We start from the raw sequence: 21,611 nt of genomic DNA, 5'->3' as shown, positions 1-21,611 counted from the left end.
TCAGTCACGTTATTGCACTTGAGAATCAAATATTTAAGCCAGGAAATATTGTACTCGGAGCAGATTCTCACACTTGTACAGGGGGAGCCGTTCAGTCATTGGCGCTTGGAATGGGGGCTTCAGACATTCTTGTTGCCATGTTAACAGGACAGACATGGTTAAAAGTTCCCCAAACAGTCCATTTACGCATAGACGGTGTAACTAACAAAGATGTGCGGGCAAAAGACGTGATGCTGGCCCTTTTAAATACGTACGGGCAGACACCCTTTCTGTATAAATCAATCGAAGTTTCGGGGGAGTGGGCAGAAAAAATCCCCCTTGATGAAGCCGCAAGTTTCGCAAGCATGGCAGTAGAGTTAGGAGCCAAGTGCATATTTATGCCAGATGGACAAGGGCGACCTGAGGGACTTTTGAAAGCCGACATATCATTAGCAGACAGCATAATTGATTTTTCTGTATCAGGTTTAACACCCTACATCGCCCCCCCACATAGTCCATTGTATGGCAAACCCGTAAATGATTTTGAGGGGCTTAAATTCGATTACATCTTTATTGGAAGCTGTACTAATAGCAGACTTGAAGATATTAGAGAAGTTGCTGAGGTTGTTAAAGGTAAGGTGATACATCCCGATGTTCATTGTCTCCTGACTCCGGGATCGAAAAGTGTGTATCTGAAAGCTCTTGAAGCAGGATATATCGATACACTTATCCGTTCAGGCGTTATTGTTACCCCGCCGGGCTGTGGAGCATGCGTGGGTACCCAAGGCACCATACCAGCGGATGGTGAGAAAGTACTGAGTACGATGAACAGGAATTTCAAGGGAAGAATGGGTAATGGTAATGCCGACATCTTTTTATGTTCACCACGAACGGCAGCAATAGTAGCACTCAGCGGGACAGTACCTGTTTTTGATGGAGAATAATGATATGAGTATAAATGAAGAATCTTACCGCGTCAGACGTCTTGAAGGCAACATTTCGACAGACGATATTATTCCTGCCCGGTATAAGCATATGTATACCGAGCCGGCACAAATGGCTCCTCATCTTTTTGAAAACCGCTTCCCGGGATTCAGAGAAACGATTGGTATCAATGATGTGCTTGTATGCGATCAAATTTTTGGTATAGGCAGTTCGCGCGAGCAAGCTGTGACTACCATTTTAGCATGCGGTATTAAATATGTATTTTCACCTTCATTCGGGAGGATTTTTTTCAGAAACTCATGGAACTTAGGTTTGCACGCTATTGAGGTTGACACAAGCAGACTTGAAGATTTTTCTGAAATTAAATTAGATGTTACTGGAGGAGTTATTTATACAGAAGAAAATGAAATAAATTTTTTCCCTCCCACCACACAGATGAGTGATATTGTCCGTGCAGGGGGAATCGTACCCTTTACAATAAAAAAAATCCTGGAAAATAAAGGTAATATTTTAAGAGGTTATAACAATGAAAAATGAAAAATTTGATGGTTTAGCGAATAATTATGATAAATATCGTCCCCGTTACCCAGCGATACTTTTTGAAGAAATTCATGATTGGATGCTTCCATCTGCCAAAAATATTTACGATATTGGTGCCGGGACAGGTATTGCTATTGAAGGTATGACACGTACAACTGGAAAAAACTATGATTTTACGGCTATAGATATTTCTGAGGATATGATTAATAAAGGAAGGGAAAAACTGCCAGGCGTTACATGGATTAAAGGGAAAGCTGAAGACATTCTTCATGACAAAAAACGCATAGACGTCATTATGGCGGCGCAGTCTTTTCAGTGGATGGATAGAGCAAAAACGTTAGATGTTTCGATAAAATCATTAAACGAAGGTGGGATTTTTGCAATATTACAAAATAACAGAGACTACAGAAACAACGAATTCCTGGACAAATATGAAAGTTTATTGGAAAAATTTAGCCCGGGATACAGCCGGCACTATCGAGACTATGATTATGAAAATGAAATTACCAATGTTTTTAGATTTCCTATTGCGGACTTTAAAAAAGTGGTAACAGGATGGACTATGGAAATGGATTCAGATGATTTTTTTGGATTCATTTCTTCTTCTACTCAAGTCCAAAGAGCCATTAATAATGATCGCGATAACTTCTTGAAAGAAATTGATTGGTTGCTTGACCAATACTCGGTTGGGAGAAAAATAAATATAGACTATATCAGTGAATTATTCATGACTAAGAAACGTAATGGTTCCTAGCATGGTGATTCAGGACATAAAGATTGAACAAGCTTCGCATGAAGATGCGAAGCTCTTAAGAAATACTTTAGAAAAAGTTTATAAGCCTTTCACACAAGAGTTCTCACCTACTGCTTTGCAGTTTACTGAAAGCATCATTGCTCAGGAAGCGTCAAAGTGGTTAATCGCAAAATATAAATCAGATATTGTAGGGGCAGTGAGATATGAACTATATGATATTTATCTGGACTTCCACTTCCTCTGCGTTACACCATTATTCAGAAAAAAAGGAGTCGGACTGAAATTATTTCATAAACTTAAAAATTTAGCTTACGAAAACAGAAAGGATTTCATGAAAATCGTATTGAGAGACTCACTAAAAAACAACCGAACTTACTTTGAAGAGAAAGGATTTTACTTTTATCATAAATACCATACAAACATGCATAGTGTATTCATCTTAAAATTAAAGGGTGAGAACGAATGAAAAAAAAAGCACTTGTTCTTGGTTTAAAAAGTAATATGGAAAGAGTCATGAATAGACTCGACGAGATAGACTTTATTATTATTGATAAGGAGACACTGGATAGCGAGAGTATAGATGGCATTATTAAAATTTCAGATGATTTAATGCATAGCAAATCATTTGATTTTGTCATAGCCAGCTCAGAAGATTTTATCTCTTTAGCTGGGTTATTACGAAGCCGTTATTCACTTTATGGTGAAAAATATGATAAAAGCATAATTGCTACTAACAAATTCCTCATGCGTAAATTTTGCTCGGGTTTTTTACCTTGCCCGAACTTCTGGCTTTCGGGTGATATTATTAACTCAGAATTATTCTTAACATCATCTGAAAAAGAATACATCATTAAGCCCCTTACAGGTAGTTCAGCAAGACATGTTGAGAAACTTACCCATCAAGAATTAAATAATTATTTAAAAAAAATCACAAATTGATGTTGATTGAGGAAAAGGTTTTAATGAAAAATGAATACCATCTTGATGGTATAATCAAAGACGGTAATTTTTTATTTTCGACACTGTCGATTTATGATAGACCCATACTTGAAGCCAGAAGTAAAAACAGAGCTAGCATCAATTTTCCTGACGGAACGAAACTCCATAATGATGCATTAATGCTTGCCATGCGCTTGCAAAGTCATTTTGAAATGTCTGATGGCGTTTTTCATATTGAAATGTATCATACTCATGATGGATTCGTGCTCGGTGAATTTGGTATTCGTCCCCCAGGAGCAGGCGTAACGGATCTGTATTATATGTACAGAGGCGTCGATTTCTGGAAAGCTTTTATCTATTCACAAATTAATAAAGAATTCACTTTACCTGCAATTCACAAATCTAATAAATACTGTGCGGCTATTGGGATCTGTTCTTCTTTTTCTATGGGTGAGATGAGAATCTCTTCCAGATTATCTATTGATAAATGTGTAAAGCTACAAGAGAATACTGCTAAATTTTCAACTCCCAATTCAACTTCTTTTGATTCCATGATCTATGCCTCATCAGAATCCTTAGAAGAAATAATAAAATTCCTACAGGATATTTCTGACAGAGAAGAGTAATAATCGATATGTTAAAATATGAAACCAAAAAAAACGCTTGCTTTCAGTTATATAACTTCCTTTCATACTCGGCTGAAGGAATTCAGACGATTATCTTATTATGGCTTATATACCATGAAACTCATAGTGCGATGCTTGTCAGTTTAACTATTGTTTCTTCATATTTACCATCTGCCGTATTAGGATTCATTTTCCTCAAAAAGGCTGATTCTAGCAGTCCGGGAAAACAATTATTTTCAAGTAACATTGCTCTTGGCGTTATGTCGTTATTGTTATATTTTATTTTAATAAAGCCTGAAGGATTTGGAACGATCACACTCATTTTATTTTATTTCTCCCAAGCCGTATTGTCTGTGGTCAAGATGTTTAATAAAACATCTCAGAATCGTATTATCAGAAAGACATTTACTAAAACGGATGCAATAAGAGCACTCCAGCTTTCGTCATCAGGCATGCAAGCCGCACAGGTTTTTGGTACAGCTATAGGAGGATGGGCTATCAGCACAGGTTACTACATGCAAGCGCTTATGCTGACTTGCTGTATTTATATTATAAACATTTATATCTCATCGGTATTTGAGAGAGGTAGCCATGATGACAGAGATGCGGAAACCATCAGGCAGGTTAATTGTACTATTACTAAAGAAAAAACATCTTTATTATATCTTTTTGGCAGTAAGAATTTTCTGTTGCCATTGGTTTTTACTGTTCCATCAAGCGGAGCACTACAGTTTTTAAACACCTCTCTTCCTTCATTATCTTCTTTTTACAGTAATAGTGAAAAAGTCTATCCAGCACTGAATATCACGTTACAATGTGCTGTAATTATTTCCGGAATTGCTGCAACGCTCAATCTACTTTCTCTTAAATCGTCATTACGCTTTTCTCTGTTTATTTCTGGTATTTCCCTGATTTTGTTATGCTTTTGTACTGGTAATCATTATGCCGTATTCTTTTTTTTATTTATCACCTCTTGTTTCGTATCATGGCATATGATTTCAATTAAGGTACTAACTAATCAAATGCCAGATATTGAGCATATTGGTAAGTTCACAATGATAAGAAACTCAGTAGCGTCTGGTGTCAAGATTATTTTCTCTCTCTCATCCGGAGCTTTTTTGACATTCTACAGTATAAAAACCACCTATCTAATACTTGCCATCCTTCTTATTACTTTCAATATGTTATGGTTTTATCAGAGCCGCTATTTTAATTATGAGGATTTAGATGATGATTAATTTCAAAAATAATTTTTCTAAATTTATTAACTCATTTTATATTGATCAATTTTCACATTTGAATGCTCATGAAAGAAATACTGTACTAGAAGCGCTAGGCTCAACACCTGACGCAATACATAAATTTTTAACATCAGATGAACTTTACATTACACTGCCTCATGCCAGCATGAATATTTTCTTTCCGAGGGCGGGTGTTTCCCGATATGTCTTCAACCTGCAAAAATTTAACAAAAAAGCTTTCCATCTTAGATTTTTCCTGACTCACACTAATTTTAGCGATCTAAATTGGCGTCCTTACGCATGGTGGTTTAATAATGGTGGCAAGATCGATAAGCTTACTTTTTTTACGCGGAATAAAAAAAAGAAGCATAATATAATTTACTCACTCAAACCAAATGAAATAGACACTACTTCTATAGATACTCGTTTCCGTTCTGAACTTGAAACTAGTATGAAATTTAGAAATATTTCTCTTAGCTTTATCTACATGACTGCTTTTCAGGAGGTAAATAGCGGTTTTGCACATAAAGGCCGTACCCTGTACGTGCCACTGGATGCATTTATATCATTTATGCTTTTTCAGGCAAAAAGTGATGAGTTATATTTCAAATTTTTAGAAGACTTTCTTAACCAGGCCCAGTGCAGAAAGCTTATCGGCGAAGAGTTAATGGTTACGACTGAATGGCGAGATGCCTTTATATTTGATAATTTTACGAATATAGCACTTTTAAATTTTTTTCAACCTATGGCATTTGTAGGAGGATCAAAAATGGATAACTACTGGTACAAGGTTAAAGAAAAATGGAACATGGCTTTTCCGCATCATTTAGAAGTTGACTTTTCGTTACCCAGAAATCTTATTGTACCTGCCGTTCCTGAGTATAGTGAACCTTACCAACCATCAAGAGATATAGCAGATCAGCTTACAAAAAATAACATTCTATACAGTCTTACTATGGCTATACAGGAACATGACCTATTTAAGAAGTACAACACAACGGATTCAGAGAGTAATATTTAATAAAAAAACAGGATAATAAAGTACGTTTATTATGAAAGCCAATTTTTTAATAAAAATTAACAGATTAGCTTAATTTAACCATAATCATCAAGTTAACAATGAATGACGAATGGAGAACTGTTATGCTGGATAAAAATGCTTTCCGTAATACAATGTCTCACCTTCCCTCTGGGGTTAACATTGTGACATCAGTCGGACCTTATGGATCTGCAGCCTGTACTGTCTCATCTGTATGTTCAGTGACAGACGCCCCCCCAACAATACTTGTCTGCATAAATCATACTTCGAATAGTAACCAGGTTATTAAGAATAATGGTTCTTTATGTGTCAGTATTCTTTCAGGAAATCAAAGTAGTATTGCAATGTGTTGTGCAAATCATCATGCTTCAGTGAAGGATCGCCTGGCGTCATTTGATAAAGAAGTTCTGGTAACGGGTTCACCAGCTGTGCTTGATTCTGTCTGCTGTTTAGATTGCTTTGTAGATAAGATTGTCGAATCAGGAACTCACTCTGTTTTCTTCTGTCATGTTATGTCCTCCAGAATATATAATCCTAAAGAGGCTCTTATTTATTATCGTCGTAATTATCAGAGTATCCCGGAAATCATTTTACCTAAAACCCCTTAAATGATCTTTTCCATTTTACAATAGCTTTAACAACCTGAACTTAACGATTTTTCAGCTGAAGCCCTCTGCTTTCATTTATTAAAATTTCGTTCATGCATAGCGTTTTGGCTTTAGTTCTACGACGTTCGCGAAGCAGCTTTTGAGGCATTAGCATCAAAAAATAAAGGAAATATCGAATTACTGTAAATTTTAGAGTGGTAAACGCTGTCCATAATGATGTATCGGCGAGATCATACACGAAAATGCTCAAATTATTACTTAACGTTCACGGAGGCATTTATCGAACGGTTTTACAGGGCATACCGGACAGACATACTGGATTTTATCTGTTAAGAACAAGCACGGAAATAAATGGAATGCTGGTTGAATGAATATAAAAGTGAGCGTCTCCATGAATCCCTGAATAACCTGACTCTGAAAGAGTACTGGCTGATGGCTGAGAAAAGGAAATATCAAAATGTGTGTAGAACTCAAGCTGGGATACTTACAAGCCCAAACGGCTGCTTTTTTCATTTCTGTCATCAAACGTTAACTTTCCTCGCACCTCCCGCAATCCGTTCTATACTTAACTGCGTGTGGGTAACAAGAGGAGAGTTCATGACAGTTATTGAAAAAGACGATCCAACAGAAGCACCCGAGTCCGGCGATAAGCAACCTTCCCCGCCAGACCAGAAGTAACCCACGAGGCCGCGTCTGACGCGGCCTTTCTATGTCAGTTTACCCCCTCCGTTTTACATTCAGAATAGTCCCTTATGTCAGTTAACATTCCTCTTATAATCAGCAGGTTAAGTCTTGCATCATAATCTGATCTGCCTCACAAAATTGGCTATACGTCGCGCCATTTCATCAAACTGAAACAAAAATGTCACAGAAAATGCCTACCCTGAAATCCCCAGAAATTGACGGATAATTTTTATGGCGATCAAAGCGAAAAGCCTGAAAGATGCGGAAGCGTTACTGCATTCAGGCATTAGCAAAGTGGAACTGGCGTATGACATTGGCAGCGACGACTTCTTTCGTCTGGCAAGCCACTGGTGCGACCGGGGTGCACGCATCAGCAGGGGTCACCACCATTTCGTTGTTTCTCTGAAGAGTTTTGCCATTCCTCCCAACGACTGATTCCGGCGGGCTGCTTGCCCTGATCCATTGCGCCTGATTTAATGCCTTTTTGGCTTAAATGGTTTCGCATGCGCTATCCCGACCTGCCGCTGCCGCCTCTCACAGGCGGCTTTATCCTTTCCGCTCACCTGAGCCGCAGCGATCCTTTGCTGGCGGTGAGTCAATTTGACCAGCAAAAGTACCATGACGCACTGGCTGTGGAATGGGGTATTCCGCTGCCCGCCCGCCTACAGCAGGCTGTCACTAAACGGCGTGCCGAATACCTCGCCAGCCGTCTGCTGGTCCGGTCAGTAATGGCAGAACTGGGTATTGCTGATTTCATTCTGACCAATGCAGCCGATCGATCCCCCTGCTGGCCTGCTGACATTCAGGCGTCGCTGTCGCACAGTGCCGGCGTCGTCGTGGTAGCGGCAACCCGTCAACCCTGCTCGGTTGGGGTGGATATCGAGCAGTTCATGTCGGAGACGACGGCGCAGGAAACGGCAGAGTTGCTGATGAATGAGCAGGAACAGCAACTTTTGCAGACACTGCCCGTCTCCTTCAACGCTGCCGCTACCCTGCTCTTCTCACTCAAAGAGAGCCTTTATAAAGCGCTGTGGCCGCAACTGCTTCAGCCGATGGATTTTCTGGATGCGGAACTGGTGTCGGCAGATTTCGCACAGCAGCGCGCGACGCTGCGACTGACTCAGGACTTCAGCGGGCGTTTTACGAAGGGGGCCTTTCTGAATGCGGGGTTTATGTGGCGGGATAATCAGGTGATAACGCAGATCACCCATCGGCTTTGAAAATCGGCTAAACAGGACGCATAAGTCAGGATAAGCATAGGCGAACGAAGACGTTTCAGGCTGGCAGAAACCCGGTTTTATGCTGATCGCTAACGTCGCCTGGCTAACGCGAAATAGACCAGTATACTTTTCCTGGGTCTGACATCACGGGGTGATTAGCGACCATCACTGAAGCAGAATTTACAATAAGCGGATGCAAAACAGGTACGATGCGTTCTGCCAGCGATAGGCCTATTTCATCACCAAAAAACAGTAACACGCCATAATTGCTGGATTTATCCTGTTTTGTGAGCCAGACATTACGGGGCACTGCGACCTTTCAGGTATAAGGAATATTTCCCTGGAACAAGGTACGCATGAAAAAGTCTATACTCAGGTTTTCCCCGACATTTTTACTCTTTTTGGTTGCCTCTTCAGCCACCGCTCAAAATATCTCCTCTGACATTACGACGCAATCTGGCAAAGTAAAAGGCGCGGATCATCACAATACGCTGTCCTGGACCGGTATTCCTTATGCAAAAGCTCCGGTCGGAGAACTGCGCTGGAAAAAACCGGTTTCTCCTGACGCATGGCAAACCGTCTTCGATGCGACCCGGCCGGCGACTAACTGCATCCAGGTTTCTCCGGACGGAGCCACAGGTAAAGAGGATTGCCTGAATCTGAATATCTACCGCCCGAGTGGGACCCGCTCCCCGCTTCCGGTGTTGGTTTATATCCACGGTGGGAATAATCAGCTGGGCAGCTCCAGTGAATTTGCTCCGGCATTTATTGCTGAAAAATACAATGCAGTGATTGTCACCGTAAATTATCGTCTGGGCGCACTTGGCTTTAATCCATTGAAAGCCCTTAACGATGGCAACCCGCTGGATGATTCCGGTAATTACAGCTTACTCGACATCAGAAAATCGCTGGATTGGCTCAAAGCCAATATTGAAGCTTTTGGCGGAGACAAAAATAATATTACCGTTTCCGGATTTTCGGCTGGCGGCAGGGACGTGATGGCGATGCTTATATCACCCTATTTTAAAAATACTTTCAACAAAGCCATTGTTTTCAGTGGTGGCATGACCACCTCTGACAAAGATGAAGCGGAAAGTATTTTCGCACAAAGACTGGCACCTCTGGTCGTCAAACAGGGCATTAAGCCGGATGCCAGCGCGGCGAAAACCTGGCTGCTGTCAGGTTCACCAGAAGTGCGTCAATTTCTCTATCAACTCCCGGCAGCAGAACTGGCAATGCTTTTTGGTGATGCGGGGATCCGCATGAATCAATTTCCGCATCTCTACCGCGATGGTGTGGTGATCCCGAAGGATGGCTTTGAGACCAAAAAATATAATGCCGTCCCCGCCATCATGGCCACAGGACAACAGGAGTTTTCTTTCTTCGCCCGTAACGACCCTATGTTTGCAGCACAAGTGAAAGACGGAACGCTTGTAAACAACACCTCGTTGCTGAATAAATACACCTTTGCGAATCACTATGGCGGGCTGCTATACAGCCTGTTTAATGTTAATCAGTCTGCTGAGATGATGTATAAAAATTATAACGCGCCGCTGTATGGCATGGAGTTCCGATATGGCACGGATGCGTTTGTCACGGGTGATAAATTATCTGCCATCGGTTCTTTTCATGGCGTGTTTATGCCTTTTTGGGATAAAAATAAGTATGCTGAATTTACGCAGGATGCGCTGAAGCTGAAAGGCTCTCAGGCATTAGGTGAATCTTTTAATACCTACATTAAAAACTTCCTGGCAACAGGGTCACCAAACGATCAGACCCTTCCGGAATGGAAGAAATGGACGCCAGAAAATGCCGCTGCGGGGGAATCACTGCTGGTGATGGATGCTAACAAGCAGAAAGCTATTATCTACATGAGCAATAAGACTTATAGCTATAAAGATATTCTCACCCGTATTGAACAGGACAACTCCCTGTCAGCTGCAGACAAAAATAGTGTTATCAAAAACGTGCTGAACAATCGCTGGTTCAGTGCACCGCTTGATCAACATTTCACCCACTAATCTGATGCCTCCTGCGTTGGCAGGAGGCACATTTTTACTCATCGACCAAACTGTAGATGACCTGCCCTACATTGCTGTCATTAGTGACGTACTGCGCATGAAGCACACCTGGCAAGAGATTTTCAGTAACCGCGGCAGCTTGCTGCTGATGCTGATGCTTATGCTGATGCTTATGCTTACAGTAATGTTAAACACAACGTTCAGCGACATGCACAGAACTTAACACGGTAGCGGCCAAGCTTTGCCAGCTGCCATTAAAGCCCGGTATCGGTACGTTTTACCGAGTCGAGCGTGGCGAGATCGCGCTCATTACCGGTCAGCTCTGTTAACTGGCCTTCGCGCATCTCAAGCAGCCTATCGGCATGAATGAAGTAGTGATCGTCATGGCTGATAGCAAACACCGTTTTACCCGCCTGCTGTAACCACGGCAGCAGCTCGCGATAAAAGATGCGGCGAAAATGGGGATCCTGATCCGCCGCCCACTCATCCAGTAACAGCACATCGCGCTCTTCTGCCACCGCCAGCAGCAGCGCCAGTCGCTTACTCTGTCCTTTGGAGAGCCGCAGATTCAGTACTTTGTTGCCTTCAATCTTCAGCTTATCCTGCATCTTCAGTCTCTCAAGCCACTGCTGCACCAATGCCGGATTGGCCGCAACGCCGTCCCGCCCGATTAACCGGTCAAACAGGTGCAGATCGGTAAAGACCGCCGAGAACTGACTGCGCCAGACATCAAGCTCGTCAGCCGTTATCGCTTTGCCATCCAGCAGCAGCGTGCCGGACTGAGGCTGATACAGCCCGGTCAGCAGCATCGCCAGCGTCGATTTCCCGCTGCCGTTGCCGCCAATCAGAAACACCAGTTCCCCCCGGCGCAGCGTCAGGTTAATCGGCCCGACCTGGAAGCCGTTATCACCATAGTGAAAAGAGACGTCGCGCAACTCCAGCGTTTGCCAGTCTGAGGACGCCGATGGCGCGTGGAACCCGGCCTGATAAGGCGCGAGGTCAAAGGCATTGAGCTTACGAAATGCAACCTGGGCGCTGAGTAACGTGGGTAACGCCCCCACCGCAGAGAGCAGCGGCGTGCGTAAGAACAGCAGCGTCAGGGAGAAGGTCGCGGCGACAGCGGTATTGGCCCATCCCAGGCTGTTAGCCATGAAAAAGACCATGCCGATAGCGCCTAAGGTCATGATATTCGACCAGTTGACCGCACTAAGATGATAAGTATCGGCACGCACAATATGGTGACGCCAGGCGCGGGCATCTTCCTGATAAACCGTGTCGTAGACCTGCTGCGCGCGAGAGCGGTTAAGCTGCAGCTCTTTGCGCCCTTCAATCACCGTCTGGTAATCGCGATAGAGGTTATCTTCGATTTCACGCAGCTTTGCCATGTGCTGGTAAACCCGCGAGACCAGCAGCCAGCCGCCAACCAGCGTAACACCCAGCCAGACACTGGTCACCAGCAACATTTTTGGCGATAGCCAGGCGAGATAGATAGCTGAACCGATCGTAATGATGACGCCCTGAAACAGCTCCGGCAGGCGCACAAAAGCCAGCGTAATCGCCCGCACGTCGCTGGTCAGTCCCGCCAGCAGTTGCGCACTGCCGAGCTGCTCGATGCGTTCAACCCGGCTATCAAGGATTCGCTTGATAAACTCACCTCGCAGTCGCCAGACAAACTGATGCCCGAGCATCGTCAGCGCCAGCTGCGAAGCCAGCGTCACCGCCATCAGCACCACCAGCTGCAACAGGAACTGCGGTAGCACCGCAAATGAGGTGTTGATGGCGACAATCATTTCGCGGTTGATAAAGGCGATCATGCCGATACCCAGCACGGCGCTTAACAACGTCAGGGCAATCACCCCGATAAAAGGCCAGCGGAACTGGCGAAAAACAACGCTTAACAACGTCATGCAGGCAATCCATCAGCTAAAAAACAGCCTGCAGTGTAATGGCCTGCCAAATGATAGCAATAGTTATTCTCACCACGCCGTTGCTGGCGTGGCGGGTTAAAACGCGCGACGAAAGGTCAGGTTATAACGCCAGGGTCCAGCCAGCGGATGAACGCCTGGCTTAAGCGGCAGGATGCCGTGGTAACGAAGGCGCGACGGCCCGCCCCACACCACAATATCGCCATGTTCCAGCAGTACTCGCTGGGTGCTGTCGCCGCGCTCAAAGCCGCCAAACTGAAACACTGCCGGTAACCCCAGCGACACCGAAACGATAGGCTGGTGCAGGTCTTTCTCATCTTTATCCTGATGCAGCGTCAGCTTTGCGCCCGGCTCATAGCGATTAAGCAGGCAGGCGTCAGGATTAAAGCCAGGGAACCCCGCTTCAGCTGCTGCCTGCTGCGCCAGGATGCGAAACAGCGGCGGCATTGGCGGCCATTTGCGACCATTGAGGTTGTCCTGCTGCTGATAATTGTAGCCTCGTGAATCCACCGACCAGCCAAAATCACCGCAGTTGGTCATCGCCACCGACATGCGATGGCCGCCGGGCGTAATGCGATGGGCAAACGGGTTCTGCTCCGCAATCGCCAGAATCTGCTGATAGAGCATCTCTGCATCCTCACGCGCGCGACGCCGCAGGATCACGGCACCTTCAGCCAGCGGCTCCTGCCAGGGTTGCTCTTCACTAAAAAGATCTAACATCAGGGTTCTCCGGATTCAGCGGGGATCAGGAAAGCAGCAAACTGCGGCGACATCCAGCTGACAAATTTATCGCCCTGCTTACTGATCAGATAGACCGCCAGATGCTGTTCTATTGCCAACGCTTTGGCTTTTTCGGTGCCAAGTACCATCAGTCCGGTGTCCCAGCCATCGGCTTCCAGCGCCGTAGTGGCGATCACCGTAGCAGAAACCAGTTTATGCTCAATGGGTCGCCCGGTAACGGGATCGATCACATGAGAAATGCGCTTGCCGTCCAGTTCATAATAGTTGCGATAGCTGCCGGAAGTACTGATACCGTGCCCCTGCAGACTGACGCGCGCCTGAACGGCATTCTCACGATCGGTCGGTTTCTGGATCGCGACGCGCCACGGCTGCTGCTGCGCATTAAGGCCACGGCTCAGCACGGCGCCCCCCACCGACACCAGATAGTTGTTGATGCCGAGCTGCTCCATCAGTCTTGCCAGATGGTCGGTGGCAAAGCCTTCGCCTACCGTCGAAAGATCGACATAGAGGTCCGGCAGATCTTTTTGCAGCCACTGGCCGTCTGCGCCCTGCACTACCCGCAGATGCTGCAATCCGGTCTGCGCACGGGCGGCAGCGATCTGTGCCGCATCCGGAGTATGGACCGGCTGTTTCGCAGGACCAAAACCCCATAAGTTGACTAATGGCCCGACGGTAATATCCATCGCCCCACCGGTTTTACGGCCAATCCGCAATGAGGTCGTGACAATATCCGCCATGTTTTCACTTACCGGCTGCGGTGTCAGGTCACGGCTTTGGTTGAAGCGCGATAACGCGGAGTCCGGCTTCCAGGTAGAAAGCTCGGCATCATCCGCGTCCAGTTGCTGCTGAATCCGCTGCTGCAGTTCCGCTTTCCGCTCGCTCTCCACACTCGCGAGGCTCACCCGCCAGACGGTGCCCATGGTTTTTCCTTCCAGCACCATCGTAGAAGTCGGGGCAGACTGATCACAACCCGCTACAACCAGAATTAAAAGCGACATAAACAGCAGATTAATCTTATAAGGCATCATTCCTCGCTTGTAACACTTTATTAAGAGCCACTACAAAGCATAAAGTTTGGGTAAATTAGCTTAAATAGAGTTGAATGTTTTCCTGAATCACGAGATCATTTACCTGTCATCTATCCTGATTACGCCTTTCAGCAGGCGATTAACATTAATGAAAGTAAGGAGCTACAGATGATCTATATGATTCTCGTCGTTGCCCTGGGTCTGTTTGTTTACGGCAGCTATAAAGTTGTCGAACAGCGCCGTCATCGTCACATGACGCCTTCGCGGCCGCGCCAGTAACAGGCTTCGCTGCACCTGTTTGGGGCAACCGCTCCCAGACACGCGCGGCAAGTGTATCAAAATGGGCGTAATGCCTGTGGCTGTGAGAGCGGTAAAGCTGGCATGAATTCTGCACTGTTGAAATAGTGTTTATTTCTGAGAGGTGCAGAATGAAGAATTCACAGAAGTGGCAGTCAGCATGGCAGCACTGGCTGAGCTTTTCAGCCTTCACCCTGGCAGGCGTGGCGTTTGAAGGGGCACGATTCGGCAGCGTCATGTCGTCAGTGACAACCGCCCCGGAAGCAACGAAGTGGCCAAAGGCTGAAGCGTTCAGTCCGGAAGATAACGCAGGAGCGCAGCCGTAACTGCGCTCCCTGACAACTCAGAACTGGTAAACCAGGCCTACACCCACCACGTCGTCGGTATTGATACCGGCCGCGTCGGTGAATGCGTTGTCGTCCAGCAGGTTGATCTGGTAATCAACATAGGTGGACATGTTTTTGTTGAAGTAGTAAGTCGCGCCAACATCGATATATTTTTTCAGATTCTGTTTGCCCCAGTTCTGAACATCGGTGCCGCGTGAGGTGACATACGCCAGGGATGGACGCAGGCCAAAGTCGAACTGATACTGCGCAACCAGTTCCCAGTTGTCCGCTTTATCCGCATAACCATAGGCTGAAGAGGAGTTGCTGCTGTCGCCGAAGCGGGTTGCGTTGAACGAGCGTGAGTACATCGCTGCCAGATAGACGTTGTTCGCGTCATATTTCAGACCGCCAGTATACACCTCCGCTTTATCGCCACGGCCGAGAATACCTGATGTTGTGCTGTTCTGATCGTTGGTACGGTCAGACTGGAAGGTTGCCGCACCAATGCCGAAGCCTGAACCCAGATCATACGTGGTGCTCAGACCCCAACCATCGCCGTTCTGACCCAGTACGTCACGGCCATTCGGTGACTCACTGCTGTTGCCATTCTTGCCCTGATACTGAACTGCGAAGTTCCAGCCATCCACCAGACCAAAGAAGTTAGTATTACGGTAGGTCGCCATGCCATTACCGCGCTGATACATGAAGTTATCCGCGCCATAGGTATCGCCGCCGAACTCTGGCAGCACGTCGGTCCATGCGCCGATGTCGTAGGCGACACCGTAGTTACGACCGTAGTCGAACGAGCCCGCATCACCAAATTTCACACCCGCAAAGCCAACACGGGTGAAGCTGTCAGCTGTCCCTTCATCTTCAGAGTTGTTCAGTGCTGCCTGATATTCCCACTGGCCGTAACCGGTCAGCTGATTGCTGATTTCAGTTTCGCCTTTGAAGCCGAAGCGAACGTATGACTGGTCGCCGTCGGAACTGCTGTTGTCAGAGAAGTAGTGCAGGCCGTCAACTTTACCGAAGAGATCTAATTTGTTGCCGTCTTTGTTATAAATTTCAGCTGCGTTTGCTGATCCTGCTGCAACCAGCAACGCAGGGACCATCAGGGAGAGAACGCGACGTTTCATTTTATTACCCTCTGTTATGTGCCTTTATTATTTGCCACTGCTAACTGAACGATTAAAAATTCAGCCGGCAGGCCATTGTTGTTTTATCACGGGTAATAATCCACCAGGAAAATGCTACTAAATTTCCAAAACTGTTTCATACATCGAAACAGTTATTTCATAATGTAAATACCGGGGAACTAATAAGCAGCACAGATCGATTAAAATTGGCGCACAAATTGATAAACTCATTTTGTTTTTATTGTTATCAACACGTTACATAAGAGTATTCCGAAGCACTGAATGATAAAACTTTTACGGCATCAGGTAATAGAATAGACCCCGCTATCATCATTTATTCCATTATTACCTTCATTCTCCCCGAATGAGATGTACAACTTATTATTTCCCGCCGGACAAATTGTCCGGCATTTTTTTGCCTGCAATTTGCTGTTCCGCTATATCTCTGTAAACTTTCTTAATAGGGTTAAATTAACTGCACCCTGTTTCCGCACAGAATGTTAAATTGCGCACGCCTTGCGCCATAATTGCCTGAATTTCCGCCACGTTAATTTATCACCGTAATTAAGCAGGCGGAAAGTTGAGCTGGCACGGATAATCAGCGCTCGCGCAGCGATTCTTTGACTTTATTCAGCGGCTTAATGAGATAATCCATGACTGATTTCTGACCAGTTTTAATCTCCACGTTGGCCACCATTCCGGGCACAATCGGGAATTTTCGGCCGGCGCGGTTGGTCAGCTCAGCTTTCTGGGTACGAACGTAGACACGATAGTAATATTGATCACGTTTTACCTCATCCTGCAGGGTGTCTGGCGAGACCGTCTCCACTTCGCCGTGCAGATCGCCGTAAATAGAGGAGTCATAGGCGGTGACTTTCACGGTGGCGGCCAGACCGGGTCGGATATAGGCGATATCGCGTGGATTGATACGCGTCTCAATCAGCAGCTGATCCTCCAGCGGCACAATTTCCATCAGTTTGCCGCCCGGCTCCAGTACGCCACCCACCGTCGTGACCTGAATATCTTTAACGATGCCGCGCACCGGCGAGTAGAGCGTGGCCCGCGTCAGCTGATCCTCTTTGCCTGCGGCAACCTGCAGCTGCGCATCCAGTTCAGCATTATTTTTAACCTGCTCTTCATGGGCGCGCACCAGATAGTCATTGCGCGCCTCGTCGATTTTGCCACGCAGATCGCTGACCTGACGATGCAGACGAATAACCTCAACCTGCCCTGCCGCACCTTTAGCCACCAGCGGTTCGGTCAGACGCAGCTCATCCTGCACCAGTTTCAGCGACTGCTGCAGGTTACTGATGGTTTCGGTGAGATTACGACGTCGTGACTCATAGAGCTGCCGTTCGCGCGTCACCAGGTTCGGCTCCTTCAACGTTTCTGCGCTGAACGCCAGCGGCGTACCCGAAAGCTCCGCCTCCAGTCTTTCGGATGAGGCACGCAGCGTGCGCACTTTGGCCTGCGCTTCACCAAAGTTCGACTGGAAGCGCGTCGGATCGAGGGTCGCCAATACCTGCCCTTTCTCGACGATATCGCCCTCATGCACGTTAAGCTGTTTGACGATGCCGCCATCCAGGCTGTCGATCACCTGTGCGCGGCTGGAAGGGGTGACTTTGCCGGTGCCGACGGTGACCTCATCCAGAATGGCGAAGTGCGCCCAGATGAGAAAAATCGCCAGCGTGGCGGTGCAGAGCCAGATAATCGCCGATGTCCGGCGCTCATGACGGGCAAGATCTTTATCAACAATAACCAGACTCATGCGGTATCTCCTTTCCCTGGCGATGACGATGGCGCAGGTGTCGTCGCACGGCGCAGGATCTCGTCGCGCGGGCCATCGGCCACAATCCGGCCGTTATCCATCACCACAATACGATCGACCATTTTCAGCAGCGCCGGGCGGTGCGTCACCAGCACCAGCGTCCGGCCGCTGATCCAGCCCTGTAGCTGACGGATCACATGCTCCTCCAGCTGTTCATCCATCGCCGCGGTGGGTTCATCCAGCAACACCACCTGCGGCTGTCGCAGGATCAACCGGCTCAGCATCACCATCTGACGCTGGCCGCCCGAAAGTCCGCGCCCGCCTTCATTGATAATGCGGTCCAGGCTGGCGGCATCCTGCTGGACCAGCGACAGCGCGCCGCTGATACGCAACGCCTGTAGCATCTCCTGTTCGCTGGCATGGGGATTGCCCAGAATCAGGTTCTGACGCAGCGTGCCAAAAAAGAGGCGGGAGTCGTGCGACAGCCAGCCGAGCTGACGGCGTAAATCGGTAGGATCGATACGCTCAATATCGACGCCATCGACAATCACCTTGCCCTGGCTGGCCTGCGCCTGACCGGCGAGGATCTTCAGCAGCGTCGACTTCCCTGCTCCGACTTTGCCCAGAATGGCAATCTTCTCGCCGGGCTTAATCTGCAACTGCTGGACGTTAAGCACATTCTTTTCATTTTCTTCGTCATAGCTGTAATGCACATTGCGCAGATCGTACTGGCCGGTGAGCGTCGGACAGTGCGCCAGCGTGGCGGCTTCAGGCTGGTCGAGCGGTTTTTTCAGCAACTCATCCAGCCCTTTCATCGCCATTTTGGCATGCTGCCAACGCGAGAAGACCATGGTCAGCTGCATCAGCGGGGCGATGGTGCGTGATGAGAGCAGGCTGCAGGCAACCAGCGTACCGGTGGTGATTTGCGAATCGAGCACCAGATAGACACCAAAAACCAGCATGCCTGCATAGGTCAGCTGCTGCACAGTCGATGCCCAGCCGGTGAGGCGAGCGCCCCATAAACGCTGCTGATTACTGATAGCGGCGCTGACTTCATGCGTCTGCTCCCATTGACGCTGGAAATAGGGTTCCGCCTGCAACGCCTTGATATCCTCGATGCCTTCAATGGCCTCCACCAGCACCGCATTGCGCAGCGCACCCTCGCGTAGCCCCTCTTTTGCCAGCCGCGCCATTGGGATCTGCACCAGCAGACCGGGAATGACGATCAGCGGAATCGCCGCCAGCGGAATCAACACCAGCCAGCCGCCCACAAACGACATGATAAACAGGAACAGGATGACAAACGGCAGATCGGCCGCTGCGCCAACCGTGGTCGAGGTCAGCAGCTCGCGCACCTGGTCGATCTCACGCAGTTGCGAGATAAATGAGCCGGTCGATTTCGGCCTGGCCTCATTACGGATGCTCATCGCCCGGGCAAACAGCATGGCGGAGACTTTCAGGTCGATGCGTTTGCCCATTAAGTCTGACACCTGGGTTCGCATCAGCCGGATCAGATATTCAATCGCTGCTGCGATCAGCACCCCGACAAACAGTACCCACAGCGTGGACTGCGACTGGGCCGGAATAACCCGATCGTAGACCTGCATCGAAAAGAGAATACCGGCCAGCGCCAGCACATTGCTGATCACCGAGGCCAGCGAGATCTCGGTGATACGGCGCCCCATACCGCGAAAGTTTTTCCAGAACCAGTGCGGCTCATAGGGCTGAACGAATTCGTCGATACGCGCATCACGGCCACGCGCCGCCACGCCAATCACGCCGACATCGCCCTGAGCGCGCGTCAGCAGTTCCGATAAGGCGCTTTCACGCACCACATCGCCGCCTTCACTGAGCCAGTAGCGTGCGCTGCCGTCAGAATCGATGTTCTCCAGCACCGCTACGCTGGCATTTTCCAGCACCAGCACCACCGGGGTGATCTCCTGACGCCAGCGCAGTTTGTTCTGCGGCACCATGGTCAGATGCAGTCCCAGCAGGCCGGAGAGCCGCTCCAGCTGCTGTGAGACGGGCAGATGTTCAAACCAGCGCATCTGCTGACGCAGGGTTTTGCCATCGGCAGGTTTACCGAATCGCGCGGCGACGCGCAGCATGGCGGCAATCCAGTTATCGGTATTCAGGGTTGAAGTACTCATTATTTATGCCTTATCGCTATTGCAGCGAAGGAAGGAGATCGCCGCTGCTTTGCTGGCGATCGATACCCATGATATCGAGCAGATTGTCTACCGCGGCGGCATAACGCACGGTGGCGTCCCAGCCATCGTAAAGCGCGGTGATGCGAGAGCTGTCAGCCTGAAACACATCCTGTTCCACGCTCAGCAGATCGTTCAGGCTGCGCTTGCTCAGGCGATATTCATCGGCGTAGACATTACGGGTATGGTCGGCGCTGGCCAGCTGCACTTCCCCGGCAGCCTGCCGTTGCTGTGCGCCAATCATGTCGGCATAGGCGGTAGAAGCGTTTTGATTGATGGCGAGTTTGGCCTGCTGAACTGCGGCCTGCGCCGCTTCCCGATCGCCTTCCGCTGACTCGGTTTTGGCATTGACCATGCCGCCCTGGTAGAGCGGCGCTTCAACCTGCAGCTGAACTTCATCATCCCAGTAAGACTGACGATCGTTCTCATAGCGAGTCCGGCCCGCCTGCACCTTGATGGTCGGCCAGTGACCGGACTGAGCCTGACGCACCCGTTCACGAGCAGCTTCCTGTTTCGACTGCGCGCTGCGCACCGCCGCGCTGCTTTCATAGGCGATTTTGTCGAGGGTGATCTGCTGTTTCAGCAGTGCCTGGGGCAGTTCTGGCAACGTGGCAGGGACCACGCCGGTCAGCACGGTCAGTTGTGCGGTGGCGGAACGGTGCTGGGCGCGATATTGCTCTAGCGTAGCCTGCATCGCGGCGATGCGGGTTTCCGCCTGCAGCACATCGGACTGGGAATTGAGGCCGGCGTCGGCACGCAGTTTCGCGATATCCCGCACCCGCTGTAGTGAGGCGATATTGGTATGCGCCGTTTCTGCCAGCGCCTGGTAACGTTTGACTTCGAGGTAGGCCTGCAGCGTATCTTCCGCCACGGTAGTCATGGATTCGAACAGGCCGAATCGATAGGCATCCGACAGGGCATGCTGTTCATCAATGGCGCTGCCGGTACGGCCAAAGTCGTAGAGCAGCTGGCTGAGCATGATACCGCCGGAGCCATTGTTGTTCAGGCTGCCCGCGGAGTCGGTCTGATGAGAACGGCCCGCCGCACCCTGCAGTGAGATCTGCGGGTACCAGGCGCTGCGGGCGGCATCAAGATCGCCCTGACCGACGTGGATTTGTGCTGCCGCTTCCGAGATTTTCGGATTGCGGGCGAAGGCCCGGAGAATGGCGTCGCGCAGCGTTAAGCTGGCAATCTGTTCTTCGGTCGGCGCAGCGCGCCAGTTAAATTCTGCTTTAGGTAAGGGTGCGGCACAGGCCGCATGCACTGCCACGCCACTCAGGGCGCACAACAAAAAAGTTAATCGCGCTTTGTTCATTATCCATACCAAAAGGGGTTTTTATCATCATGGTGTTATTCCTGGTGAACAAAGCGAGCAAAAGGAGTGCGGCACAGAGCCTGACAGATTTATTGCGTTATTTTATTTATGGTTCGCAAGCGAGACGCCAAACGACCTCTAACATTATTAGATCATATCCCGTGCTTATTCCTGTTAAAAACAGATGAAAACGTTAATATTTCTTCTGACAGGATGAAAAATGACCACCTGGCGCTCCCACCCCAATCCAGACAGGCTTAACAGACCTGTCC

General features: G+C 48.2%; 21 protein-coding genes. 14 read left to right on the top strand and 7 right to left on the bottom strand.

The genetic code is table 11. The annotated features are described in order from the left end of the window. The 12 genes from AC2LB6_RS11255 to AC2LB6_RS11200 form a co-directional block, all read left to right on the top strand. A partial coding sequence (locus AC2LB6_RS11255) for an aconitase family protein (protein WP_490093556.1) occupies positions 1–923 on the top strand: 923 nt, incomplete at its 5' end. Positions 924–927: 4 nt separating this feature from the next. Continuing rightward, complete coding sequence (locus AC2LB6_RS11250; RefSeq protein WP_490093555.1) at positions 928–1,461, top strand: LeuD/DmdB family oxidoreductase small subunit; 534 nt, start codon at positions 928–930, stop codon at positions 1,459–1,461. Beyond that, the gene (locus AC2LB6_RS11245) at positions 1,451–2,218 is read left to right on the top strand and encodes a class I SAM-dependent methyltransferase (RefSeq protein ID WP_490093554.1); all 768 of its coding nucleotides are present in this window, start codon (positions 1,451–1,453) and stop codon (positions 2,216–2,218) included. The genes AC2LB6_RS11250 and AC2LB6_RS11245 overlap by 11 nt, the downstream gene beginning before the upstream one ends. A gap of 1 nt (position 2,219) precedes the next feature. Next, a complete protein-coding gene (locus AC2LB6_RS11240) occupies positions 2,220–2,684 on the top strand; it encodes a GNAT family N-acetyltransferase (RefSeq protein WP_490093553.1) in 465 nt (154 codons plus the stop codon). Next, positions 2,681–3,157, top strand: a complete 477-nt coding sequence (locus AC2LB6_RS11235; protein ID WP_490093552.1) for an ATP-grasp domain-containing protein — start codon at positions 2,681–2,683, stop codon at positions 3,155–3,157. The genes AC2LB6_RS11240 and AC2LB6_RS11235 overlap by 4 nt, the downstream gene beginning before the upstream one ends. A 23-nt stretch (positions 3,158–3,180) precedes the next feature. Beyond that, on the top strand, positions 3,181–3,783 hold the full coding sequence (locus AC2LB6_RS11230) for an ATP-grasp domain-containing protein (RefSeq protein ID WP_490093551.1): 603 nt from the start codon (positions 3,181–3,183) through the stop codon (positions 3,781–3,783). 8 nt (positions 3,784–3,791) lie between these two features. Then, positions 3,792–5,021 (top strand): MFS transporter, encoded by a 1,230-nt coding sequence (locus AC2LB6_RS11225; RefSeq protein WP_490093550.1) that lies wholly within the window; start codon positions 3,792–3,794, stop codon positions 5,019–5,021. Then, complete coding sequence (locus AC2LB6_RS11220) at positions 5,011–6,045, top strand: hypothetical protein (RefSeq protein WP_490093549.1); 1,035 nt, start codon at positions 5,011–5,013, stop codon at positions 6,043–6,045. Before AC2LB6_RS11225 ends, AC2LB6_RS11220 begins: the two co-directional genes overlap by 11 nt. Positions 6,046–6,167: 122 nt before the next feature. Continuing rightward, a complete protein-coding gene (locus tag AC2LB6_RS11215) occupies positions 6,168–6,671 on the top strand; it encodes a flavin reductase (RefSeq protein ID WP_490093548.1) in 504 nt (167 codons plus the stop codon). Positions 6,672–7,586: 915 nt separating this feature from the next. Beyond that, positions 7,587–7,790 carry a hypothetical protein gene (locus AC2LB6_RS11210; protein ID WP_003854174.1) on the top strand — a complete coding sequence of 68 codons (204 nt, stop codon included), beginning with the start codon at positions 7,587–7,589 and terminating at the stop codon, positions 7,788–7,790. A 68-nt stretch (positions 7,791–7,858) separates the two neighbouring features. Then, positions 7,859–8,575 carry a 4'-phosphopantetheinyl transferase family protein gene (locus AC2LB6_RS11205; RefSeq protein ID WP_490093547.1) on the top strand — a complete coding sequence of 239 codons (717 nt, stop codon included), beginning with the start codon at positions 7,859–7,861 and terminating at the stop codon, positions 8,573–8,575. 356 nt (positions 8,576–8,931) lie between these two features. Beyond that, complete coding sequence (locus AC2LB6_RS11200) at positions 8,932–10,596, top strand: carboxylesterase family protein (protein WP_490093546.1); 1,665 nt, start codon at positions 8,932–8,934, stop codon at positions 10,594–10,596. Between the two features lie 254 nt (positions 10,597–10,850). On the opposite strand, the gene AC2LB6_RS11195 is transcribed toward AC2LB6_RS11200, so the two are convergent. The 3 genes from AC2LB6_RS11195 to apbE form a co-directional block, all read right to left on the bottom strand. After that, positions 10,851–12,503, bottom strand: coding sequence for a multidrug ABC transporter permease/ATP-binding protein (locus tag AC2LB6_RS11195; protein ID WP_490093545.1), 1,653 nt, complete (start codon positions 12,501–12,503; stop codon positions 10,851–10,853). Between the two features lie 96 nt (positions 12,504–12,599). Beyond that, positions 12,600–13,241, bottom strand: coding sequence for a DNA oxidative demethylase AlkB (alkB, locus tag AC2LB6_RS11190; RefSeq protein WP_490093544.1), 642 nt, complete (start codon positions 13,239–13,241; stop codon positions 12,600–12,602). Next, entirely contained in the window at positions 13,241–14,290 is a 1,050-nt protein-coding gene (apbE, locus tag AC2LB6_RS11185; RefSeq protein WP_490093543.1) for an FAD:protein FMN transferase ApbE, read from the bottom strand. Before apbE ends, alkB begins: the two co-directional genes overlap by 1 nt. Before the next feature lie 168 nt (positions 14,291–14,458). Here apbE and AC2LB6_RS11180 point away from each other — a divergent pair, with 168 nt between their 5' ends. Both AC2LB6_RS11180 and AC2LB6_RS11175 read left to right on the top strand, forming a co-directional pair. After that, entirely contained in the window at positions 14,459–14,569 is a 111-nt protein-coding gene (locus AC2LB6_RS11180; protein WP_207308297.1) for a response regulator, read from the top strand. 149 nt (positions 14,570–14,718) lie between these two features. Continuing rightward, entirely contained in the window at positions 14,719–14,913 is a 195-nt protein-coding gene (locus AC2LB6_RS11175) for a hypothetical protein (protein ID WP_490093542.1), read from the top strand. Between the two features lie 17 nt (positions 14,914–14,930). Here the strand turns inward: AC2LB6_RS11175 and ompC are convergent, their stop codons facing one another. The 4 genes from ompC to AC2LB6_RS11155 all read right to left on the bottom strand — a co-directional run bounded on the left by ompC (position 14,931) and on the right by AC2LB6_RS11155 (position 21,339). Then, a complete protein-coding gene (ompC, locus tag AC2LB6_RS11170) occupies positions 14,931–16,049 on the bottom strand; it encodes a porin OmpC (RefSeq protein ID WP_490093541.1) in 1,119 nt (372 codons plus the stop codon). A gap of 598 nt (positions 16,050–16,647) precedes the next feature. Next, complete coding sequence (locus AC2LB6_RS11165; protein WP_490093540.1) at positions 16,648–17,817, bottom strand: beta-barrel domain-containing protein; 1,170 nt, start codon at positions 17,815–17,817, stop codon at positions 16,648–16,650. After that, positions 17,814–19,967, bottom strand: coding sequence for a type I secretion system permease/ATPase (locus tag AC2LB6_RS11160; RefSeq protein WP_490093539.1), 2,154 nt, complete (start codon positions 19,965–19,967; stop codon positions 17,814–17,816). The genes AC2LB6_RS11165 and AC2LB6_RS11160 overlap by 4 nt, the downstream gene beginning before the upstream one ends. Before the next feature lie 16 nt (positions 19,968–19,983). Next, positions 19,984–21,339 (bottom strand): TolC family outer membrane protein, encoded by a 1,356-nt coding sequence (locus AC2LB6_RS11155; RefSeq protein ID WP_490093538.1) that lies wholly within the window; start codon positions 21,337–21,339, stop codon positions 19,984–19,986. Positions 21,340–21,611 lie beyond the last annotated feature (272 nt).

The sequence above is a fragment of the Pantoea sp. RCC30.1 genome (genome assembly GCF_058148845.1).
The sequence above is the reverse complement of the archived record's forward strand: the minus strand, read 5'-3'. Positions and strand labels throughout refer to the sequence as shown.

Bases quoted from the DNA above. Each gene is read 5' to 3' on its own strand.
- AC2LB6_RS11235 (WP_490093552.1), top strand. From the start codon at position 2,681: ATGAAAAAAAAAGCACTTGTTCTTGGTTTAAAAAGTAATATGGAAAGA.
- AC2LB6_RS11245 (WP_490093554.1), top strand. From the start codon at position 1,451: ATGAAAAATGAAAAATTTGATGGTTTAGCGAATAATTATGATAAATAT.
- AC2LB6_RS11210 (WP_003854174.1), top strand. From the start codon at position 7,587: ATGGCGATCAAAGCGAAAAGCCTGAAAGATGCGGAAGCGTTACTGCAT.
- AC2LB6_RS11165 (WP_490093540.1), bottom strand. From the start codon at position 17,817: ATGAGTCTGGTTATTGTTGATAAAGATCTTGCCCGTCATGAGCGCCGG.
- apbE (WP_490093543.1), bottom strand. From the start codon at position 14,290: ATGATGCCTTATAAGATTAATCTGCTGTTTATGTCGCTTTTAATTCTG.
- AC2LB6_RS11180 (WP_207308297.1), top strand. From the start codon at position 14,459: ATGATCTATATGATTCTCGTCGTTGCCCTGGGTCTGTTTGTTTACGGC.
- ompC (WP_490093541.1), bottom strand. From the start codon at position 16,049: ATGAAACGTCGCGTTCTCTCCCTGATGGTCCCTGCGTTGCTGGTTGCA.
- AC2LB6_RS11160 (WP_490093539.1), bottom strand. From the start codon at position 19,967: ATGAGTACTTCAACCCTGAATACCGATAACTGGATTGCCGCCATGCTG.
- AC2LB6_RS11205 (WP_490093547.1), top strand. From the start codon at position 7,859: ATGCGCTATCCCGACCTGCCGCTGCCGCCTCTCACAGGCGGCTTTATC.
- AC2LB6_RS11230 (WP_490093551.1), top strand. From the start codon at position 3,181: ATGAAAAATGAATACCATCTTGATGGTATAATCAAAGACGGTAATTTT.
- alkB (WP_490093544.1), bottom strand. From the start codon at position 13,241: ATGTTAGATCTTTTTAGTGAAGAGCAACCCTGGCAGGAGCCGCTGGCT.
- AC2LB6_RS11215 (WP_490093548.1), top strand. From the start codon at position 6,168: ATGCTGGATAAAAATGCTTTCCGTAATACAATGTCTCACCTTCCCTCT.
- AC2LB6_RS11240 (WP_490093553.1), top strand. From the start codon at position 2,220: ATGGTGATTCAGGACATAAAGATTGAACAAGCTTCGCATGAAGATGCG.
- AC2LB6_RS11220 (WP_490093549.1), top strand. From the start codon at position 5,011: ATGATGATTAATTTCAAAAATAATTTTTCTAAATTTATTAACTCATTT.
- AC2LB6_RS11175 (WP_490093542.1), top strand. From the start codon at position 14,719: ATGAAGAATTCACAGAAGTGGCAGTCAGCATGGCAGCACTGGCTGAGC.
- AC2LB6_RS11250 (WP_490093555.1), top strand. From the start codon at position 928: ATGAGTATAAATGAAGAATCTTACCGCGTCAGACGTCTTGAAGGCAAC.
- AC2LB6_RS11200 (WP_490093546.1), top strand. From the start codon at position 8,932: ATGAAAAAGTCTATACTCAGGTTTTCCCCGACATTTTTACTCTTTTTG.
- AC2LB6_RS11195 (WP_490093545.1), bottom strand. From the start codon at position 12,503: ATGACGTTGTTAAGCGTTGTTTTTCGCCAGTTCCGCTGGCCTTTTATC.
- AC2LB6_RS11155 (WP_490093538.1), bottom strand. From the start codon at position 21,339: ATGAACAAAGCGCGATTAACTTTTTTGTTGTGCGCCCTGAGTGGCGTG.
- AC2LB6_RS11225 (WP_490093550.1), top strand. From the start codon at position 3,792: ATGTTAAAATATGAAACCAAAAAAAACGCTTGCTTTCAGTTATATAAC.